The following is a 21,722-nucleotide window of genomic DNA, read 5'->3' as shown; positions in this document are numbered from 1 at the left end:
ATAGATAGACTCGCTTGGATTCAACCTGTTTTTAGTACGCATAAATAAACACCAACTTAAATAATTAATAAGTCTATTATAACCTATTTTATCCGTTGGTGTTATTTATTCCGTGTAAGAAAAAAAATGAAGGTGGTACTCTTTTTGAAATTCATGAACATATATTCGGACGCTTGATTGGTAGTATTTTTAACTTCCTTATTGTCATTTACTTTATTGCCGTCCATTATTCGATTACCATTAGTTATGTCGAGTTGTCACTAACATGGGGATATGAAGGTGTCTATGAATGGTTCGGGGTATTGGCTTTATTAATATTAACCATTTATGCTGTATCCGGCGGATTTAGAGTAGTGACCGGTGTTTGCTTCTTATCCTTTTTATTGACTATATGGCTGCTATTTGTTATGTACCAACCACTTCAAACCATAAACCTAACTAGGATTTTACCTATTATGACGACAACTCCTTCAGAAATTATGAAAGGAGTTTTCAAGAGCAGTTATACAATGTTAGGTTTCGAGACGTTATTTTTTATTTTTCCATTTATAAAGGAGAAAAATAAACTACAGCTGTTTAGTCAAATAGCAGTCTGGTTTACGACCATTCTTGTTTTAATAACATCTGTTGTTTCTATTTTATTTTTTAGCGCGAAAGAATTAGAAAAGAATGTATGGCCTGTTGTCAGCATGATTAGCACGGTCCATTTTCCATTTATTGAGCGCTTTGAATTTGTTGCGGTTCCATTATGGATTTTAGTTATTTTTCCAAACCTATGTATCACTCTGTATATTTCTTCCATGGGTATTAAACAGATTTTTCATATAAAACAGAAATATGGAATATGGCTCATCTCCATTATCCCTTTTATCTGCAGTTTTTTAATTACTAAAAGAGTAGATAATAATTATTTTTTTGATCAAATTGGCAAAATTGGATTTTTTCTGTGGTTTATCTATCCGATTTTCTTGTATGGAATAACCATTATAAAATCAAAAATCAATACTCGTTCCAGAAGGAGTTGAAAGAATGAAAAAAATTGTTATTCTGCTGTGTTCTCTTCTTTGTACTGCATGTATGGCCCCTGAAAAAATAATAGAAATGCAAGGAATTTCAACGATTATTGGTTTTGACTTGCTTGATGACAATACATACAAAGGCACTATCAGTTTGTTACAATTTGACCGAAAAGAAGAAAAGACAAGTGTAACCCTTTCTGCCGACGGAACGACTAATAAACAAATCAGACAAAAACTAGAGGAACAGACAAGCCATGATATTACGTCTGGTCAATTAAGGACCTTACTGTTTAATAAAAATATGGCAGAAACAGTAGGAATTTCTTCTTTTCTGGATACTATGCAACGAGATAGCAGTATCAGTTATTTAATCTTTTTGGCCATTACTGATAATGCTGAGGAGACGATTAAAAATAAAAACTATGAAGAATATCCCGAAATGGGATCCTATATCTATCAACTATTGGATAAACACGAAAAGAAAGAAATGTTAGTCAACTCCAACTTACATGATTTTATAACCACACTATATGAAATTGGTATCGATCCTACCCTACCCATGATAAAAAATGCAAATGGGGTAGCACCTTCTATAGATGGTGTTGCATTATTCAAAGAAGATAAAATTGTTGGATCTATTTCGTTGATAAACACCCTTTACATAAAATTATTCACAAATAAAAAGGCATTTTTAGGGGATATAACTGTAGAGATTGCTGCTGAAGAACTAGAGAAAAGAGGTATGGCCGAACTCAACCTTCCTAAAAGTGATATTTATAAGATTACACTTCATCCAATAAAGTACAAAGGAAACATTGAAATAAAGAACGAAGAATTGGTTCATTTAAATGCAATGATTTCCGTTTCAACATTAGAATTTCAACCATCTATTTCTGTGAAAAATAAAGATTCACTAAACAAAATGGAGCAACTAATTGGTGAAGCCCTAAACAAAGAATTTGGATATATACTTGAGGAATTTAAAAATTTAAATACGGATCCCATTGGCATCGGAAGAAAAATAAGAAGTGTTAGAAAATATTCCCATTTAACTGAGGGAGATTTAAGACAAAAATATTCAGCACTAAAGATAAAACCAAATATAAAGGTGGAAATTAAGCGAACTGGAACAGTTGATTAACATATTTTTAGGAACAAAAGCGCTAACACCGACTTAACACGACCCAAGTGTTGATGAACTCCAACATGGTTTTTTTCTTATTTACGATGGAAATTCATTACTAAAAAACGGTAATACTAAAAAGGCAGCTCAAAGAGTTTGAATTCAAAAATATCTGTTACCTTTTCATTTAAATATAGAGGTGATATCAATAGATAATATATTTGAAAATCTTAAGGAAATACGTTTATTAGAAGATAAGCTGTATCATTTAGAATTAAATGGTTGGCTGAAAAATGAGTTTTTAACTTGGGAATGGTGGATACTAGTCGTTTTTTTTAGTTGTGCCTTGGGTTATATGGGCTAAACTTGTTAAACGAGACATTATTTTAGAAATTTTGTTATTTGGTACCATAATTATCATAACAACAACCTTATTAGATGTAGTTGGTGCACAATACAGTTTTTGGGATTACCCATTGCATTCCTACCTTTTATTCCTAGGGCCTTTCCTTTTGATTTTTCAATGGTACCTGTAGCTTACATGTTGTTATATCAATATTTTAGAAGATGGAAATCTTTTATTTTAGCCCAGATCATTATGGCACTAACATATGCCTATATAGGTGAACCCTTTTGCGAGTGGGTCAAACTTGTTAATTATTTAGAGTGGAGATACAGATATTCATTCATATATTACATCATGGTTGGAATTGTAACTCGAGCTTTAATACTAAAACTAGCCTCTTTATCTAAACCTCAAGATCTTACAACTAAGTAAAATTTAAATTGGAGGAAAAAACTTTGGAAGAAGTCAATATTGGTTTACTGACGATCAAAGTCATCGTTGGTTTTGCCACTTTATTTTTTATCATTATCATAACAGGCAGAACATCCATCTATCAGTTAACCCCGTTTCACTTAGTTTTTGTGTTAGTACTTGGAGATTTTTTAGGAAATACCATTTATGAAGATAAGGTAGGGATTTTTCATTTTTTATATGCCATCGGATTGTGGACGTTTCTTATGTTGGGAATAGAGTTTATGACTCTAAAAAATAAATCGACACGTTCTCTCTTATTAGGCAATCCTAACATCATCATTCGAGATGGTGTTATGGACAGAAAGTTACTTACAAAGAACAAATTGGATGTAAATCAAGTATTGAGTATACTCCGTCAAAATAATGTCTTTTCAGTTCGCGAAGTCAAATACGGTATATTGGAAGNTCCAGAAAGTCCAGTAGACCTCCCAACATCGTTAATTATAGATGGGGAAATTTTATGGGATAATTTACATGAACTCGGATTTGATCAACAGTGGTTAGATAACCAATTAACTACCAATGGATATGATAATGTAAAGCGTATACTTTACGCAGATTGGCGAGAGAGTGAAGGCATACATGTAAGTCCTAAATAAAATTTGTTAGGATAAGAGCACATCAATTTTCTTGGTGAATATAAACTTTAGTCTTCAACAATCAGGCGCTTTAATGAAGTAACTAAAGCCTAATTTTTCACTTATAACACCGAGAAATTAGACTTTTTATATTTTGATTTCCTTAACGTTGTAAATCCGCATTTTCCTGACGCTACCCCTAATAGGATTAAATTATTAAAAAGTGGACAGACTATTCTTTTAGTCCAACTTATCCATGAATGATCAATGAAATGATAAGGAGTGAGAAAATAGAAAATGCTTTTATTGAAAAAGGGACTATTTCTTGTAATACTATTATCCATTTTCCTGTCTGGCAGCACACCTATTCCTTTATCTCCGATAGCATTGGCAGCAGAAAATCATAAAAAAGCAACATTATCTACCGCATTGGAATCACTTTTAAATACAGAACCTGAATTAAAGCGAAGTTTAGTAGGAATTAGCATACGGGATCAAGAAACAGGAACTATTCTTTTTGAACATATGAGTGATTTGCGTTTAACACCTGCATCCAACATGAAGTTATTGACTTCGGCAGCCGCTTTAAAAGTCTTAGGGGAAGATTATCAATTTATCACGGAAATTTATGGAGATGGTAGGGTGGATAAAGGCCATTTAAAAGGAAATTTATACATAAAAGGAATGGTGATACAAGTCTCCTAGCATCAGATCTAGACAAGCTATCTAAGGATATAAAAAAGAAAGGAATTCGTTATATTGATGGGGATATTATTGGTGATGATTCGTGGTATGATGACATGCCATATTCCATCGATTTAGCATGGAGCGATGAAACCACTTATTATGGCGCTCCAATCTCCGCATTAACGCTTTCACCAGATAAAGAATATGATGCTGGCACTGTATTACTTGAAATAAAACCTGGGAAAAAAGAAAGCGATCCAGTCGTAATAGATACATTCCCTAACACAAATGAAATTAACATTGTAAATAACGCCAAAACCGGTGCGAAAGAATCAGCAACAAGCTTAAAAGTAAAAAGGAACCATAACAGTAAAGTTGTTACTGTTACAGGAAGACTACCAATTAACGCTTCCTTAAAAAAAGAGTGGATTTCCGTTAATAACCCTACAAGATACACGTTAGACGTGTTTCAACAAGCATTAAAGAAAGAAGGAATTCAATGGAAAGGGACTGTCAAAAAAGGAAAGACACCACAAATTGCCTCCATAATTACAACCCATTCTTCGATTCCACTTTCTGAATTACTTATTCCATTTATGAAACTAAGTAATAATACAATTGCAGAGACGTTAATTAAAGAAATGGGAGTGGTTAAGAAAGGGGAAGGTAGTTTTAAAAGGGGAATCGAGGTACTAGAAGAAGAATTAGTGGCTTTCCACCTTGACCCAAATAATATGCTTATTCGTGACGGATCAGGTATTTCTCCAATAGATTTTATATCTGCCGATGATGTAAGCATGCTTTTATATGAAGTACAGGCAGAGCCATGGTTTCCAACTTTCAGTCAGTCATTACCAATTTCAGGTAATGAAGATCGGATGGTTGGCGGAACGCTTCGACATAGATTGAATTCTGATAACACAAAAGGGAAAGTATTAGCTAAAACTGGAACGCTTACCGCTGTAAGTTCATTGTCTGGCTATATGGAGAGTAAAGGTGGGAAAAAATATATATTTTCTATTTTATTAAATCACCTAGTCGATGAAGAAAAAGGAAAAGACATTGAAGATCAGATAATTGAAACATTAGCAGAATATTAAAGTAAAAAGACCGTTTCACTGTTCTTACTTTCAAAAAAATAGGACGAGGAAATGGTCTTTTTTAATGGCTATTTTCTATAGATTTGTTGTTTTCTTAAGGGGAAAATTAATTATTCAGCTTACGAGTAATAGAAACAAACTTCATAAAAATAGGTTATTAATTAGTCCTTTTTAGCAGTCTTCGCCAAATCTGTAATATATTCAAAAAAGTCATCCCTATTTACATCATACACAACAGAAACAGGTCAACCGTCTTCGCTTATTAATGTTCTCCCTTGGGATGGAGCTTCTGTTAATGCGATTGATTTTACTTCTTTCATTTTAACAAGTTCTTTTTTGCCAATTGTTGCTGTAGTTAACACATCCCATAGGTAATAGGTTGAATTCGTTTCAACATGGACAAGAGGTGGACAGGCTGCATAACATTGACCAACAAAATCTACACCTGTAAATCTTCTTAATGACGCCCACTGGTTACGAACAGAGATGGTTAATGGTACTTGATTTGTACTTTCTAAAGCAACCATTTCAATTTTTAGATCGCTAGCCCATACGGTTGCTACTGCCCAAGGATCCCAGAAAGCATTCCATTCAGCAGTACCGTCATGCTCAGGTTCTTGTACATTTCCTACCTCTAAAAATGTTCCACCCATCCATACTAATTTGTCAATTTTCGCTTGAATGTCTGGAGCAATCTCAATAGCTCTTGCTAAATCAGTTAGCGGTCCAGTAAACAGAAGTGTCGTTTTGTCAGGATTTTCCCTTACTACTTTGATTAAATGCTCATGTGCAGAAAGTTCGCTTTCAGGTGCATTTACAACACCACTTTCATTTAAAATCGGAAGGGCATCAACATAAAAAGTATGCATTCTCCAGTCTTTCGGAAAAGGATTAACTCCACGAGAATTGGATCTAGCAACTTCAATTGCTCCATTTCCAAATCGATCAATAATCTTTCTACTAGCACTGATACCAGGCTCTAAATAGCCATCTGCCGGGATAACGGAAACACCAATTAACTCCACTTCATCCATTTGTAGAAGAAGAAATAGAGAAACTAGATCATCAATACCAGCGTCATGATTAAAATAAACTTTCTTTGCCAAAGACATTCACTCCTATGTAAACAATCATTTATTCCCCGCTTGGACGGGAAGTAACCCTATAATGGTAGCTACTTTCTATAACCTATTCTATAATACTATCAGATCAATGTGAATAATTAGTAAAAAAGCTTATAAACATCTATCACTTTTAAAAAAGTATTTAAGTTCAAGATTTCAATTACGAAGAAAGAACTTGGAGTTTCCAAGTTCTTTCTTCGTATTTTTTCATGAGAAGCTTATTTTACGCCATCATATCGGACAAAAAGTTCATTATTTGCGACCAAAGTCAGCCTTAATTTCCCCATACTTATTGGTATCCCATTTTAAAATCTTATTTGAATAACTGTTTTCTTTTAGCCATTTTTCTGCGCGCTCCATTAATTGCCATAATTCCTCTGTTCGTTTATCTCTTACTAATGTAGTATTTGCTTTTTTATTACGAACCCAAGATAATGCTGTCATACTGTCGCTGTATATAGTTGTGTTCTTACCTTGTTTTTTTAGTAGACTTAATGCATGGACAATCCCTAAAAATTCTCCAATATTATTGGTACCGAATACAGGACCATAGTGAAAGAGAACTTCTCCTGTTTTTCGTATTTACTCCTCGATATTCCATCAAGCCAGGATTTCCACTACACGCCGCATCTACTGATATACTATTTTCCTCAATAGCCTCAAAAGAAGTGCTAGCCTGCTTTTTAGAAGTAGTACTTTTTGAAGCAGTTTTTGTTACATTTCCACCTTCATTAAAAGCTTTTTCTGCTTCCTCTAATGTTGGAAAGGATTTAAATGATGCTCCTTTAAATCCTTTTGTCTGTCTTTCGCATTCCGCCCAAGTAGAAAAAATCCCTGCTTTTCTGCCATTCCATACTACGTAATATTTTTTTCCTGCCATATAATCATCCAACCTTTCACACCTATTGGTTAATCATATCATACGAGTGAGTCGAAATAAAAATATACAGAATTTCTTATAAACCTCTTGAAAAGGCTTTCTATAAATCTTGTAATTTACTATAATGATGTTGAGTAAAATAGGAAGGTGGGGAATATATTGCTACAGCTACTTCCACTAATGATTGAACGAGTCGGTATTTTAGTTATCTTTGCCTTCTTATTGTCGAGGATCAAGATTTTCCGTTCCATTATCCATAATGAATCACAATGGCAAGATAAACTATCTTTAATTTTCATCTTTGGCGCCTTCGGAGTTATTAGCAACTATACTGGAGTAGAAATATTAAAAGGAAGCATTAGCACGCATACATGGCAGCATGAATTAGATGTTTCAAGTGCTATTGCCAACACAAGAATTATGGGTGTTGCTATCGGTGGATTGGTTGGTGGGCCATTAGTAGGTTTAGGCGTGGGATTAATAGCTGGTCTTCATCGCTTAACATTAGGCGGTTTTACTGCATTAGCCTGTGGCTTGTCTACCATCATGGCAGGGTTATTGACCGGCTTAATCGGTAAGAAATACTCCATAAAACAAGATTCTGCCAGCAAAGCAGTGATTATCGGCATTGCGATGGAAATTATTCAAATGGTATTTATCCTTTTGATTGCGTCGCCATTCCAACTTGCACTCGAACTAGTTAAGATCATTGCCTTTCCTATGATTGTCATTAATGGCTTTGGGATGCTAATTTTTATTTATATTATTCAAAACATTCTCTTAGAAGAGGAAAAAACGAAAGCAGCACAAACAAATATTGCCTTAAATATTGCACAATCTACCTTAGCTTACTTTCGGCAAGGGCTAAACCCGGAATCTAGCAAACAGGTTGCTAAAATTATGTTAAAAGCAACCAATGCTGATGCTGTGTCTATAACAAATAAGTCGATTGTTTTGGCACATGAAGGCCTTGGTGGAGATCACCATATTCCTTTAGAAAAAACGTCTACGAAACTAACAGAAAGAGTGTTAAGAGAAGGAAATATATTAATCGCCAAAAATAAAGATGAAATACAGTGTAGCAATCAAGCATGCCCACTACATGCAGCCATTCTATTACCCTTAAAAGCAAATAATAAAACTGTCGGCACATTAAAACTTTATTTTGCCAATCCTAAAAACATTCAATTAGTAGAATATACATTAGCTGAAGGATTGAGTAAGTTATTTTCCTTACAGCTTGAATTAGCAGAGGCAGAGCTACAACAAAAGTTGTTGAAGGATGCAGAAATTAAAGCACTGCAAGCACAAGTCCATCCTCATTTTCTCTTTAACAGCATGAACACAATTTCGGCGCTTATCCGCACAGATGGGGAAAAGGCTCGGCAGATGATTCACAAATTAAGTACCTATTTCCGCAGTAACATCCAAGGTTCCAAAAATATGTTAATCCCTTTAAGTCAGGAATTAGAACATGTCCATGCCTTTTTAGCATTAGAAGAAGCTAGATTTCCTGATAAATTTATTTTAAATGAATCCGTGGAGTCTGAATTAAAAAAAGTTCTTATTCCGCCTTTTACTTTACAGCCTTTAGTAGAAAATTCGATTCGGCATGCTTTTTTAAAAGGTACAGTAGGAACGATAACGATATGTGCTTATAAAGATAACGACAAGATGGTGTTAATAACAGAAGATGATGGCAAAGGCATGAGTGAAGATACTCTTTACATGATTGGTCAAAAAAATATCACCTCTAGCACTGGTACTGGTACTGCACTTTGGAATATCCAGGAAAGAGTGAAAAAGATATATGGAGATAAAGGGAGATTTACGATTGAAAGTGAATGGAATAGAGGAACAAAGGTGATGATTACATTACCATATAAGGAACCAACGATCTGGAGGGGAGTAGATGATTAAAGCATTAATAGTGGAAGACGAACCATTAGCAAGAGATGAATTAAGGTATCTTTTAAAAAGAAGCAATAAAATGGAAATAGTGGCAGAATGTGATGATTTAGATACTGCTTTACAAGTAATAGATGATCAAGAAATAGATGTTATTTTTTTAGATATCCAGCTTGGAGAAGAAAACGGAATGAATTTAGCAGAGCGCATAAAAGAAAAACGAAATGCACCAGAAATAGTCTTTGCTACGGCTTTTGATGAGTATGCACTTCGAGCTTTTGATGTGAATGCTGTTGACTATTTATTAAAGCCGTTTGAAGAAGAACGCATAAATCAAACCATTGTAAAACTGCAAAATAGGAGAGGCACGAAAAAGAATGACACATCAAAAAATAACCAAAGCACCACTCCAATACAAAAAAATAAGTTAGCCGTCACGACAAATGACAGAATTAAGATCATTGATTTAAATAAGATTGTCTATATTAGTGCACAAAATGGCAAAACATTGCTTGTTACGGAAGAAGAGGAATTAGTCATTACCTTTACTTTAACGCAATTAGAACAAAAATTAGTAAACAGCCCAATCATGAAAGTACATCGTTCTTATTTGGTTAATAAAGAAAAAATTAGCGAAATTGAACCATGGTTTAACTCAACCTATTTATTATGTATGGATAATGGAGAGAAAGTGCCATTAAGTAGAAACTATACAAAAGAGATTAAGCTGTTATTTGGATTTTAACCTCATTCTTTTTGAAATACATAACTTAACCGACTGGATAAAACCATTGTATTTTATCCAGTCAGTTTTGCATTTCAAAATCATTTCTCTGCATTTTATCATGAAAACGCTTTTTCCTCCTTTTCATTTTTTATAATAAAACCATTAAAGGAGGTAGATAAAAATGAATGCGGTTACAATCGTAATAGCATCTGCATGTATTTTAATGATTGCTTATCGTTTATACGGGACCTTTATGGCGGTAAAAGTATTGAAACTAAATGATAAGGAAAAAACTCCTGCCCATGAATTAAATGACGGCAAAGATTACGTACCAACAAATAAGTGGGTAACCTTTGGACATCATTTTGCAGCCATTGCTGCAGCTGGACCACTTGTAGGACCGATTCTTGCAGCACAATTCGGCTATTTGCCTGGATTAATTTGGCTCTTGATTGGTGCTGTTATCGGGGGAGCTGTTCATGATGCTGTCGTATTATTTGCTAGTATGCGAAAAAAAGGGAAATCTTTATCTGAAGTAGCAAAAGAAGAACTTGGCCCAGTCGCGGGTTTCTGTACAGGTCTTGCGATGCTATTTATCATTACAATTACAATGGCCGGTTTATCCATGGTAGTGCTGCATGCTTTAGAGAGAAATCCTTGGGGCACGTTCTCGGTAGGAATCACCATTCCGATTGCTATGGGAGTGGGGATATTTTATAAAAAGACGGGAAACTTGAAACTATGTACGACTATTGGCTTTATCTTATTAATGATCGGTGTATTTGTCGGACCGATGATTCAAGGTACAGTACTTGGGGATTGGCTAACACTTGATACAAAAACACTTGCTATTATTCTTCCTATTTATGCATTTTTTGCAGCTGCACTTCCTGTTTGGCTACTATTGGCTCCTCGGGATTATTTAAGTAGCTTTATGAAAATCGGCGTGTTTTTTGCTCTTATTATCGGTGTGTTTATCATCAACCCAGCTATTGAATTTCCTGCATTTACGGAATTTGTAAATGGCGGTGGACCAGTTATTGCAGGGCCAGTATGGCCTTTCATTTCCATAACGATTGCATGTGGCGCTATTTCCGGATTCCATGCGTTTGTTGGCTCAGGTACAACACCGAAAATGCTTGATAAGTGGAGCGATATTAAAGTCGTGGGCTTTGGTGCGATGCTTGTAGAATGTTTGGTAGGTATTATGGCGCTTATTGCTGCTACAGCTCTACATCCTGGTGATTATTTCGCGATAAACTCCTCACCAGAGGTTTTTCAAACACTTGGGATGAGTGTTTCAAACTTGCCAGAATTAAGTCGTGAAATCGGCATTGATTTAGAAGGCAGAACTGGTGGTGCGGTTACATTAGCCGTTGGAATGTCCTATATATTCACAGAAATCTCTTGGTTCTCTCATCTTGCTTCTTATTTCTTCCAGTTTGTAATTATGTTTGAAGCGGTATTTATTCTAACGGCAATTGATGCTGGAACGAGAACTGCACGCTATTTAATTCAAGACTTTCTCGGCGAATTTTACAAACCGCTTAAGAGAGTAGATTGGTTACCTGGTTCCATTTTTGCAAGCGCATTGGCATGTATTATGTGGGGATACCTCTTATTCTCTGGTGATATTAGCTCTGTCTGGGCACTATTTGGTGTATCCAATCAGCTAATGGCAACAATCGGCCTTATTATTGGCGCAACCGTTATACTAAAAATGGCTGATAAGCGAAGATATATGCTTACCTGTTTAATCCCAATGGCCTATTTATTCGTAACCGTAAATTACGCCGGTGTTTGGATGGTGAAGAACGTTTATTTGAATCCAGAAGCAGCAGCTTATAATGTGCTAAATGCTGTGCTTTCCATCATCATGCTAATATTAGGGATTATTATCATTATTGCCGCTACAAAAAAATGGTTTGATACATGGAATACTCCTCGAATTCAAGTAGAAACAACAAATCTTTCTTAGAGCTATAGGGTAAACAGCAGGAAGGCTTGCGTCATTCCTGCTGTTTACCTTTTTTCGCTTTCCTCAAACACATCCATCCTATTCTAATAAAAGTAAATTCTCAAATAAAAGAACAAGATAACTAATAAAGTGAAACTTCCATCAATGGGAGTATATGGTTATTTGTCTCCAGATGAATTTATTCCAATCTCCGAAGAATCAAATTTAATATTATCAATTGGCGAATGGGTAATAACACAAGCATTTACACAAAAAAAGCAATGGGACTCAAACGGAAAGAAAGATGTAAAAATGGCTATAAATATTTCAGCTCGTCAATTTCAGTATATTGATTTCCTTCCTTTTCTTCAGCAAGAAGTACTAAGATTACAAGTAAATACAGCAAAAATTGAATTAGAGATTACGGAAAGCATCATGCAAAATATCGAATTAGCAAAAGGAGAATTAGATAATATAAAAAGAATAGGATTTCAAATATCAATTGATGATTTTGGAAAGGGGTATTCCTCTTTAAGTTATTTAAGATCACTGCCTATTGATACGATTAAAATTGATAAAACTTTTATTGATGATATCAGCCATCCAAGACATAAAGGTTCTTTAGCAAAGGTTATTATTGATATGGGACATAATATGAATTTCATTGTAATCGCTGAGGGTGTAGAAACAAAGGATCAAATCGATTTTCTTAAGGATAATCAATGCGATATAGTCCAAGGGTATTTCTAAAGCAAAGCATTAACACCAACTGAATTGGAAAGATGATATCTTTAGATAGTAACCATTTTCTTTTTACATTTCTAAGGGTATACTAAACTCATATTGGTATAATGTATGCAAAAATCTGTAGTAAAGTTGGTGAAAAAATGCCTTGTCAATCAAATGAAGAATTAGAAAACATTCTGTTAGAAGCAAAACAATATGCAAGTAAAGGGAAGGTTGCCGATTATATCCCCGCACTTAGTAAAGCCAATCCAGCTGATTTATCTGTAGCAATTTATCATTCTGACGGTACTTGCTATTCAGCAGGCTGCATTCATAAGAAAATCACCTTACAAAGTATCTCAAAAGTCATCACATTAGCACTAGCACTCATAGAATCAGGGGAAGAATTCGTTTTCAGCAAAGTTGGCTATGAGCCAACGGGGGATCCCTTTAACTCAATTGTTAAGCTAGAAATGAGTAATCCATCAAAACCGCTTAACCCAATGATCAATGCTGGGGCACTTGCTGTTACCCATATGATTAAAGGTAGTTCAGTAGAAGAACGATTTCAGAAAATCATTGATTTCGTCAAACTTCTGTCGGGAAATCAAGAAATAAGTTATTCAAAAGAGGTGGCTAAATCCGAATTTGAAACCTCTCATTTAAATAGAGCACTGTGTTTTTTTATGAAACAACACAGCATTATAAATGAAGATGTAGAGGAATTATTAGACTTATATACAAAGCAATGCTCTATTGAAGTGAACTGTTTAGATTTAGCGCGAATTGGCATAGTTTTCGCTTTAGATGGCAAAGAACCAATAACAAACAAACAATTAATGCCATCCTCTATTGCGCGTATCTGCAAAACATTTATGGTAACATGCGGAATGTACAATGCATCTGGTGAATTTGCCGTCCGAGTCGGAATTCCAGCAAAAAGTGGTGTTTCTGGCGGAATATTAGGAGCAGTTCCAGCTCGTTTCGGCATCGGAATTTCAGGTCCTGCTTTGGACGATAAAGGTAACAGTGTGGCAGGATTAAAGTTATTAGAAATCCTCGCAAAAAAATATGATTTAAGTATGTTCTAAAAATCCAAATGATCACTAACCTCTCGTTTTAACGAAAGAGAGAATAGTGATTTTTTTGGTTAATCCACTCCCTGTTCGGGTAACATAACAATACTCACATGTTAGGAAAAGGGGGATAAACATGAGTTTAACACCTCAGCAGCGTATAGAGTTACACGGATTTAACAATTTAACGAAATCATTAAGTTTTAATATGTACGATATCTGTTATACCCGAACGAAAAGTGAACGGGAAGCTTATCTCCAATATATTGACGAACAATATAATGCAGATCGACTAACAAAAATTTTAAAAAATGTTTCGGATATTATCGGTGCGCATGTATTAAATGTCGCAAAACAAGACTATGAACCACAAGGAGCTAGCGTCACTCTACTTGTTTCAGAGGGACCAGTAACAGAAGCACCTAAGGAAGTTTTTGAGGAATCACCAGGACCACTTCCAGGCTCAGTCGTTATGCATCTCGACAAAAGCCATATAACGGTACATACATATCCTGAATATCATCCAGATGAAGGAATCAGTACCTTTCGTGCCGATATCGATGTTTCTACATGTGGTGAAATCTCGCCTTTAAAAGCATTAAACTATTTAATCTATTCTTTTGATACCGACATTATGATTATGGACTATCGAGTAAGAGGATTTACCCGGGATATACAGGGGCACAAACTCTTTATCGATCACGATATTAATTCCATTCAAAACTATATTCCAGACGATGTGAAGTCTCAATTTGATATGATTGATGTAAATATTTATCAAGAAAACATTTTTCATACAAAATGTAAGTTGAAACAATTTGACTTAAATAATTATTTATTTGGCTATAAAGAAGATGAACTATCTACATCAGATCGTATCTTTATAACGGAAAAACTTACAGAGGAAATGAATGAGATTTTTTATGGAAAAAATATAAAGTGAAACTTCCATGAGTGAGGGTTTTCTTCCTCCCCAACTGATGGTTAGTTGAACCAATCAGACCTTTACGGACAGAATGAGTAGTATAAAATAAATAAAAAATTCGCTCTGCATCTTTACGATAAGGGATGTACCGGTTTTTTTGTGGATAAGTTCCTATCAATTTAAAGTAAATGTCTAATCCATAATGCATAAATATACTTTTACAATTATTTTTAAACATTTTTTTAGTAGCTTTTTCATAGAAAATTGGTAAACTAGTAATGTAGAAAGATAGAAAGGTGCGAAAATGATGAAACAAATCATCTTAGATGCAATTAATGAAAATGAATTGATATTTAAAAATATAAGTATTTATATTGGCGAAAATCCTGAATTAGGTCATGAGGAATTTAAAGCTTGCAAAATATTAACTGATACATTGAAAGAACATCAATTCGCTGTAGAAACAGGAATTTGTGATTTACCTACTGCTTTTAAAGCAACCTTTGATAGTGGTAAAATCGGTCCTGTGATTGGCTTTATGGCAGAGTATGATGCCTTGCCTGAATTAGGTCATGCATGTGGACATAATTTAATCGGAACAATGGGGATAGCTGCTGGAATTGGTCTTAGCAAAGTTCTTTCAGAAACAGGAGGAAAAGTTATTGTGTACGGAACACCTGCTGAAGAAACAAAAGGCGGGAAAGTAACAATGGCGGAAGCAGGAATTTTCGAAGAATTAGATGTAGCGATGATGGTTCACCCACTAGATAATTATTTGAAGAGTGGTGATTCCCTTGCAATGGATGCTATCCAGTTTGAATTTTTTGGAAAGTCAGCACATGCTGCTGCAAGCCCTCACTTAGGTATTAATGCCCTAGATGCTGTATTACACACATTTAATAGTATCAATGCTTTAAGACAGCATATAAAGCCTGATGCCCGTATTCATGGTGTCATCACAGAAGGCGGAAAAGCTGCAAATATTGTGCCTGATTATGCCGTAGCACAGTTTTATGTGCGAGCTGGGAAAAGAGAAGATGTAAATATATTAGTAGAAAAAGTCAAACAATGTGCAGAAGGTGCTGCACTGCAAACAGGAGCTACGGTTAAATCTAGTTTTTATGAATTCTCCTATGATGACATGATTACTAATCAGACTTTATCTGCTGTATTTACAAAGCAGCTTATCTCTTTAGGAGTAGAAGAAACTGATATTCACGAACAACGAGATGGATCAGGTTCTCTTGATATGGGAAATGTAAGCCAAGTAGTTCCTTCCATTCATCCATACGTGAAAATCTGTAATGAAGCATATGCTTGCCATACACATGAATTCAGAGAAGCTGCGATGACAGATCAAGGAAGAGATGCGATGATTCTAGGAGCAAAATCAATGGCACTTACAGGCCTAGAAATCCTTACAGATAAAGAATTATTGGCAGCAATCAAAGAGGAATTTCAAAAAAACAAATAATTTAACTAGGAAAAGACCTTACTTTCACTTTGAACATTAGAGAAAAGTAAGGTCTTTTTTCTATTAATTAAGGCGTATTTATGACAAATTTCCTCTTTTCGTTATAGGTGGAAAAATTTCCATTATAATAAATAAGTCCTACTTTCATACATAAAGGAGCTATTAATCGAAAATGAGAAAAAAATTCGACCTATTTCAGAACAGAATAACGATTAAAAAGAGATTATACACTAGCTTTTTTCTTCTACTGTTTATTCCCACTATTTTCATTGATATCTTTTCTTATTTCAATTCAAAAAATCAACTAGAGCATGAAATAATGGACAATGCTTACCAACAGATAAAACAATTAGATGAGAATATTACGACAGAGCTATCAACGAAGATGAAGCAAGTGGACAAGCTTCGAAAAGATTGGGGAGATATAAATAACGCTGTATCAGATGATTTTATTAATGCTACCCTTGAAAACTATCAATATTTTTATGATGATATTGACAGCATATTTTATGCCACGAAAAAAGGAAAATATGTTCAGAAGCCAGAAGGAAAAGTAGCAGACAATTATGATCCAACAGCTAGTGAATGGTTTATCAGAGCAGAGGAAAGGCCAGATGAAATTTATATTTCCGATCCATATATATCTGCGAGTACAAATGAAATGGTCGTTACAATCGCTGGTAGTACAGAGGATGGAGACAAGGTAGTCGGTTTAAAAATCAAACTTAGTTCTATACAAACAATTGTGAACAATATCACAATAGGAAAAGAAGGATATGTATTTCTTATAGACAAAAATAATGCTTATATGGCACATCCAACAGAAAAAATCGGTGAAATCGGCACAGAAAACTATATTCAACAGATGAAACTTAAAGAGAATGGTACTTTTACATATACCCTGGATAACAAAGAGAAAAAACTTACTTATCTCACCAATAATCTTACTGGATGGAAGATTGCCGGATCCATGTATTCAAATGAGGTTTCTAATGCTTCCTCACCAATTTTAAAAGCATCATTCTTGGCTATTTTTGTATTTCTTTGCATCGGTTCTATTCTTATTTATTTTAACATCCAATCCATTCTTAAACCGTTGAATCTACTAAGAGAAAAAGCGGGTCTTGTTGGGAAGGGCGATTTAACACAGCAAATGGAAGTTAGAAGGACAGACGAAATTGGTCATCTAACAGAATCTTTTCAACAAATGCAAGAGAATTTAAAGCAACTAATCATACATATGGAAAAAAGTATCACTCAAGTTGCTGCATCAAGCGATAATCTTACCGCAAGTTCTTCTTCCTCAACAAAAGTGGTAGAAGATCTAGTGTCTGTCACACAGGAAATTGCATCAAAAGCAGACTATCAAAAACAACAAATTGAAACAAATACAACAAAATTAAAAGACATTACAGAAAGAACGGGATTAATAAGAGAAAATTCCCTGTACTTATCTAAGTTAGGTTCCATGACGGTGGAGAAAGCAAAGGAAGGCGAACTAGCTATTAATCAGGCAGAGGAACAAATGCAGTTAATTGTTGATTCTGTCGTTAAATCAGATAAACAAATAGATGAACTAAATAAGCGTTCCAAAGAAGTGGAAGCAATTATTCAATTAATAAGCTCTATAGCTAACCAGACAAATTTATTAGCATTAAATGCTGCGATTGAAGCAGCAAGAGCAGGAGAAAGTGGAAAAGGTTTTTCTGTCGTAGCAGAGGAAATTAGAAAATTAGCAGAGACTACCCATCATTCCGCAACGGAAATTGAACATTTAGTTAAAGGAATTCAATCTGATACACACTCTACGATCGACAGGATGAATATTGTACATAAGCAAGTCGATGGAGGACTATCAATTATGTCTTCTGTCAAAAAGAAATTCAACGCTATATCTACTAGCATGAATGAAACAGCACCTTTTATCGAGGATGTCACTATTTCCTCTGAAGAGGTTTATAAACATATTAAGATACTTGCCCAAACCTTTGAAGCATTAATTTTATTTAGCAAGCAAAATGCTGAATTATCAGAAGAAATATCTGCATCTACCGAGGAACAGTTAGCATCATTCGAAGAAGTGCACGCTTCAGCAACCAGCCTTGCTGAGACAGCTGACCATTTAAAAAAATTAATCGCACAATTTCATTATTAAAATATTCATTACACTATTAACGGGTAGTAAGGGCCAACTCCAACTGAGAGCTGCGGAAAATCAAGGAAGCTAGGGGGATATCTTACTGCATGTAAAGGTCAGAGAAGTAAAACTAACCATCAATGAGGATGAGAATCACAATGATGGTTAGTTTTCTTTATGTTTTTTCATTTAGACTGCTTACTTACTAAAAATTATATGAAAACAACAATCGATTATTTGCTCCTAATAGCCCTATACAATTTCTTAAGTACGCTTGAAAAGAGAGAATAGTGGGTAGTATTACTTCATACAAAGCTTATCCATCATTATGTGAGAAAAGCTACAAATTATTTGGAGTAGGAGACAAGATAAATGGAGAACAAAACATTGATGCAATATTTTGAATGGCATTTAGATGCAGATGGACAACATTGGAATCGTTTGAAAGAACAAGCAGGAGAATTGAAAGAAGTGGGAATTGATTCCGTTTGGATTCCACCTGTTACGAAAGGGGCTTCCAAAGACGACAATGGTTATGGTGTTTATGATGTTTATGATTTAGGAGAGTTCGATCAAAAGGGAGCCGTTCGGACAAAGTATGGAACAAAAAAGGAATTATTAGAAGCAATAAAAGCATGTCATAATGTTGGAATACAAGTATATGTCGACGTAGTTATGAATCATAAGGCTGCTGCAGATGAAAAAGAAACATTTAAAGCGATTGAAGTAAATCCTGAAAACAGAGAAGAAGAAATTTCTGAGCCGCATGATATAGAAGCATGGACGAAATTTACTTTCCCTGGAAGAGGAGAAACGTATTCACCATTCAAGTGGAATTTTCAATATTTTAACGGTACAGATTATGATAACAAAGAAAAAAAAGCAGGGGTCTTTAGAATTATCGGTGACAATAAGATGTGGAATACAAATGTAGATGATGAATTTGGAAATTACGATTATTTAATGTTTGCCAATATTGATTATAATAATGAACTTGTACAAAATGAGATGATTACATGGGGAAAATGGCTTTATGAAACAGTGAAATGTGATGGTTATCGATTAGATGCAATCAAACATATTAACCACGAATTCATTAAAAAATTCGCCACTTCCTTACTAAAAGAAAAAGAAGATTTTTATTTTGTAGGAGAATTTTGGAAAGCAGACCTCAATGAATGCCAGGAATTTTTGGAACAAATGGATTATAAAATTGATTTGTTTGATGTTCCACTACATTATAAATTGCATACTGCTTCTATTGTAGGAAGCGACTACGATCTTTCTACCATTTTTGATGGTACATTAGTAAAGGAAAATCCGCTTAACTGTGTTACATTTGTTGAAAATCATGATACACAGCCAGGCGAAGCGTTAGAATCTTGGGTAGGTGATTGGTTTAAGCAAATAGCCTATAGTCTTATTTTACTTCGAAAAGATGGCTATCCGACAATTTTCTATGGAGATTATTTTGGAATTAGCGGAGAGCATTCAATTGAAGGAAAAAAAGCTGCAATAGATCCCTTATTATATGTACGCAAGAAAAAAGCCTACGGCCCACAAGACGATTATTTTGATAATGCTCATGTAATTGGATGGGTTCGCCATGGTGAAACAAAAATAGAAAGATCCGGTTGTGCAGTCGTCATTTCCAATAAAGATGAAAGTAGTAAAAAAATGTTTGTTGGTGAAGCTCGAAGTGGGGAAGAGTGGATTGATTTTACGAATACACGAAAAGAGCGCGTAAAAATTGGTGAAGATGGTTATGGTGACTTTCCTGTAAATGCTAAGAGTGTGTCTGTTTGGGGATTAGCTGATTAGAATCAAGGGGGGACTTAGTCTGCAATAGGTAATATAACTAAGACCCCTTTTTTACTAGGTTGTTTTTTAATCAAAAAAATGAATAAGGTGGAAAAATAGAGCAGCCGGAATACACATAGACTCCACGGGAATTAGCGCGAGTCCCACAGAAAGCGAAGCGTATTTCGGCTGCAAGTATAGCAACAAACTTTACGAAAACAACCCTTTATTAAGAAGAAAAGAATAATTTCATAATTCCCTGATAGCCAAAATACAAGCCAAATAAAACTAACGAAACACCAGAAATAATCGAAATTCCTCTCAATGTTGCGAGTGTAATAAGCCCCTGAAACCATTTGTTAAGGCTGCTACAATTAAATCCCATAAAGTAAGCCCAAGAAAAATCATGCTACTATAAATCAACAAGGAACTAGTCCCATTTTCTTGAGCAGTTTTAGCTAGAACAGATCCATATATTCCTAGCCAAAATAAAATAGATAGCGGGCTAGTTATAAACATTACGAACCCGGTTAAAAAGCATTTAAATAAAGAATCTTTTCCCCTAAGCGAATCAAGCTTGAGGTTTTGAGCACCAATTACACTCTCCATTCCAGTATAAATTAAAACAAATCCACCAAAAAGCCATAGGAATATTTGAACGATATCTATTTCAAGGAAATGAACCATTCTCATATAAACCATTCCCATAAATAGCCCATCAGCAGGCATAGACCCAAAGCCAACAATCCAAGCATGCCAAAAACCATTTTTAATTCCTTTATCAATTCTCGCAGAATTTACTGGACCAATCGGCGCAGATAATGTAAATGCTAACAATATATAAATAAGCAGTATTGTTATACTGAACATCCACCTCCCCCACATCCTTTCTTGTACATGCTATGTAGAAGGGATAAATGATATGTGGATTAATTCAAATAGTTATAAGACTTTCTTACCTCTATTGGAAGAAGATGCTTTACTAAAGAAAAAGGAGACAGATAGATCAAGATATTATCAAAACAAACGTACCAAGTAATAGTAGGGAAATAAATGCATATTTTAACTCTTCCTTCTCCATAATAAAGAGGATAAAAGGAGGGTTCAAAATGGCAAAGAAAAATAAAAAATCAGACCCACAACAAAAGAATAAAAAAGGATTTAATTCTGCTGTGCTAAATGAAGAATTTGCTCATGAAATGGGTAGCGCAGCAACAAATAAAATTCATAAAGACAAAGTCAAAAAAGAAAAAGCTTTGAAAAATACCGGTGAATACAAAGGGGAATGATCAAAAAAATACGAGTAGGTTAGCTACTCGTATTTTTTTCTGCCCTTCTCAACTTGATGTCTGAATAGTTGTTATCTCGGTTGTATGAGTAAAATGTTTGTGGGAGAATAAATATCCTTTTTGTCTAGTTGGGGGACGCGTCCTCCAACTAGACAAAAAGGCCACCAAGCGAGAGCGCGGTAGCTGGAAAAAATTAAGTATTAAAAAAGAGAGCTTCCTTTTGTAAAGTAGAGTTTGACTAGAACACTACGAAAAGGAGAGGCTCTCATGAATCAATGTAACACAAAAATGCCATCATTAAAAGAATTGGAAAAGACTTTATTTCGAACACTCCAAATGACGTTTCAAGAAATCCTTGTTCAAACGTTAGAA

Annotated in this window: 14 protein-coding genes and 6 pseudogenes; 17 read left to right on the top strand and 3 right to left on the bottom strand. The window is 34.7% G+C overall.

The genetic code is table 11. The features are described from left to right. Positions 1-95: 95 nt before the first annotated feature. From QQZ16_RS18640 to dacB, 6 genes and pseudogenes are all read left to right on the top strand, one after another. Positions 96-1,025, top strand: a complete 930-nt coding sequence (locus QQZ16_RS18640) for a GerAB/ArcD/ProY family transporter (protein ID WP_268817982.1) — start codon at positions 96-98, stop codon at positions 1,023-1,025. Positions 1,026-1,029: 4 nt separating this feature from the next. Further along, positions 1,030-2,160 carry a Ger(x)C family spore germination protein gene (locus QQZ16_RS18635; protein WP_284561643.1) on the top strand — a complete coding sequence of 377 codons (1,131 nt, stop codon included), beginning with the start codon at positions 1,030-1,032 and terminating at the stop codon, positions 2,158-2,160. A 445-nt stretch (positions 2,161-2,605) separates the two neighbouring features. Further along, positions 2,606-2,920, top strand: a complete 315-nt coding sequence (locus QQZ16_RS23325; RefSeq protein ID WP_283950795.1) for a CBO0543 family protein — start codon at positions 2,606-2,608, stop codon at positions 2,918-2,920. 8 nt (positions 2,921-2,928) lie between these two features. Continuing rightward, positions 2,929-3,367, top strand: a pseudogene (locus QQZ16_RS23195) (DUF421 domain-containing protein); the annotation flags it as partial. Between the two features lies 1 nt (position 3,368). After that, positions 3,369-3,561 (top strand): YetF domain-containing protein (locus QQZ16_RS18625; RefSeq protein ID WP_284561642.1); only part of this gene is annotated, 193 nt, incomplete at its 5' end. Between the two features lie 276 nt (positions 3,562-3,837). Then, a pseudogene (dacB, locus tag QQZ16_RS18620) lies at positions 3,838-5,327 on the top strand (D-alanyl-D-alanine carboxypeptidase/D-alanyl-D-alanine endopeptidase). Between the two features lie 161 nt (positions 5,328-5,488). Here dacB and QQZ16_RS18615 read toward each other — a convergent pair. Continuing rightward, positions 5,489-6,433, bottom strand: a pseudogene (locus QQZ16_RS18615) (nucleoside hydrolase). A 270-nt stretch (positions 6,434-6,703) separates the two neighbouring features. Further along, positions 6,704-7,331: pseudogene (locus QQZ16_RS18610) on the bottom strand (ribonuclease H1 domain-containing protein). Between the two features lie 159 nt (positions 7,332-7,490). Here QQZ16_RS18610 and QQZ16_RS18605 point away from each other — a divergent pair. From QQZ16_RS18605 to QQZ16_RS18565, 10 genes and pseudogenes are all read left to right on the top strand, one after another. After that, positions 7,491-9,251 (top strand): sensor histidine kinase, encoded by a 1,761-nt coding sequence (locus tag QQZ16_RS18605; RefSeq protein ID WP_235252226.1) that lies wholly within the window; start codon positions 7,491-7,493, stop codon positions 9,249-9,251. Next, a complete protein-coding gene (locus QQZ16_RS18600) occupies positions 9,244-9,984 on the top strand; it encodes a LytR/AlgR family response regulator transcription factor (RefSeq protein WP_235252225.1) in 741 nt (246 codons plus the stop codon). Before QQZ16_RS18605 ends, QQZ16_RS18600 begins: the two co-directional genes overlap by 8 nt. A gap of 163 nt (positions 9,985-10,147) precedes the next feature. After that, positions 10,148-11,944, top strand: coding sequence for a carbon starvation CstA family protein (gene cstA, locus QQZ16_RS18595; RefSeq protein WP_235252224.1), 1,797 nt, complete (start codon positions 10,148-10,150; stop codon positions 11,942-11,944). 129 nt (positions 11,945-12,073) lie between these two features. Next, positions 12,074-12,673, top strand: a complete 600-nt coding sequence (locus tag QQZ16_RS18590; protein WP_235252223.1) for an EAL domain-containing protein — start codon at positions 12,074-12,076, stop codon at positions 12,671-12,673. 137 nt (positions 12,674-12,810) lie between these two features. Continuing rightward, complete coding sequence (gene glsA, locus QQZ16_RS18585) at positions 12,811-13,740, top strand: glutaminase A (RefSeq protein ID WP_235252222.1); 930 nt, start codon at positions 12,811-12,813, stop codon at positions 13,738-13,740. A gap of 121 nt (positions 13,741-13,861) precedes the next feature. After that, on the top strand, positions 13,862-14,668 hold the full coding sequence (speD, locus tag QQZ16_RS18580; RefSeq protein ID WP_101731152.1) for an adenosylmethionine decarboxylase: 807 nt from the start codon (positions 13,862-13,864) through the stop codon (positions 14,666-14,668). A 289-nt stretch (positions 14,669-14,957) separates the two neighbouring features. After that, positions 14,958-16,124: a M20 family metallopeptidase gene (locus QQZ16_RS18575; RefSeq protein ID WP_235252221.1), complete on the top strand. Its 1,167-nt coding sequence runs from the start codon at positions 14,958-14,960 to the stop codon at positions 16,122-16,124. A gap of 172 nt (positions 16,125-16,296) precedes the next feature. After that, a pseudogene (locus tag QQZ16_RS23320) lies at positions 16,297-17,340 on the top strand (cache domain-containing protein); the annotation flags it as partial. Beyond that, positions 17,332-18,279 (top strand): methyl-accepting chemotaxis protein, encoded by a 948-nt coding sequence (locus tag QQZ16_RS23315; RefSeq protein ID WP_446715461.1) that lies wholly within the window; start codon positions 17,332-17,334, stop codon positions 18,277-18,279. The pseudogene QQZ16_RS23320 and the gene QQZ16_RS23315, both read left to right, overlap by 9 nt. Before the next feature lie 354 nt (positions 18,280-18,633). Then, positions 18,634-20,082 carry an alpha-amylase gene (locus QQZ16_RS18565; RefSeq protein WP_235252219.1) on the top strand — a complete coding sequence of 483 codons (1,449 nt, stop codon included), beginning with the start codon at positions 18,634-18,636 and terminating at the stop codon, positions 20,080-20,082. A 208-nt stretch (positions 20,083-20,290) separates the two neighbouring features. Here the strand turns inward: QQZ16_RS18565 and QQZ16_RS18560 are convergent. Next, positions 20,291-20,931 (bottom strand): annotated as a pseudogene (locus QQZ16_RS18560) (LysE family transporter). A 239-nt stretch (positions 20,932-21,170) separates the two neighbouring features. Between QQZ16_RS18560 and QQZ16_RS18555 the strand changes: the two are divergent. After that, positions 21,171-21,350, top strand: a complete 180-nt coding sequence (locus QQZ16_RS18555; RefSeq protein ID WP_235252218.1) for a hypothetical protein — start codon at positions 21,171-21,173, stop codon at positions 21,348-21,350. The last annotated feature ends 372 nt before the right edge of the window (positions 21,351-21,722 follow it).

Source organism: Bacillus sp. T2.9-1, from assembly GCF_950097965.1.
GTDB lineage: Bacteria > Bacillota > Bacilli > Bacillales > Cytobacillaceae > Niallia > Niallia hominis.
The sequence above is the reverse complement of the archived record's forward strand: the minus strand, read 5'-3'. Positions and strand labels throughout refer to the sequence as shown.

Bases quoted from the DNA above. Each gene is read 5' to 3' on its own strand.
- QQZ16_RS18565 (WP_235252219.1), top strand. From the start codon at position 18,634: ATGGAGAACAAAACATTGATGCAATATTTTGAATGGCATTTAGATGCA.
- QQZ16_RS18575 (WP_235252221.1), top strand. From the start codon at position 14,958: ATGAAACAAATCATCTTAGATGCAATTAATGAAAATGAATTGATATTT.
- QQZ16_RS18555 (WP_235252218.1), top strand. From the start codon at position 21,171: ATGGCAAAGAAAAATAAAAAATCAGACCCACAACAAAAGAATAAAAAA.
- QQZ16_RS18635 (WP_284561643.1), top strand. From the start codon at position 1,030: ATGAAAAAAATTGTTATTCTGCTGTGTTCTCTTCTTTGTACTGCATGT.
- cstA (WP_235252224.1), top strand. From the start codon at position 10,148: ATGAATGCGGTTACAATCGTAATAGCATCTGCATGTATTTTAATGATT.
- speD (WP_101731152.1), top strand. From the start codon at position 13,862: ATGAGTTTAACACCTCAGCAGCGTATAGAGTTACACGGATTTAACAAT.
- QQZ16_RS18600 (WP_235252225.1), top strand. From the start codon at position 9,244: ATGATTAAAGCATTAATAGTGGAAGACGAACCATTAGCAAGAGATGAA.
- glsA (WP_235252222.1), top strand. From the start codon at position 12,811: ATGCCTTGTCAATCAAATGAAGAATTAGAAAACATTCTGTTAGAAGCA.
- QQZ16_RS23315 (WP_446715461.1), top strand. From the start codon at position 17,332: ATGCAAGAGAATTTAAAGCAACTAATCATACATATGGAAAAAAGTATC.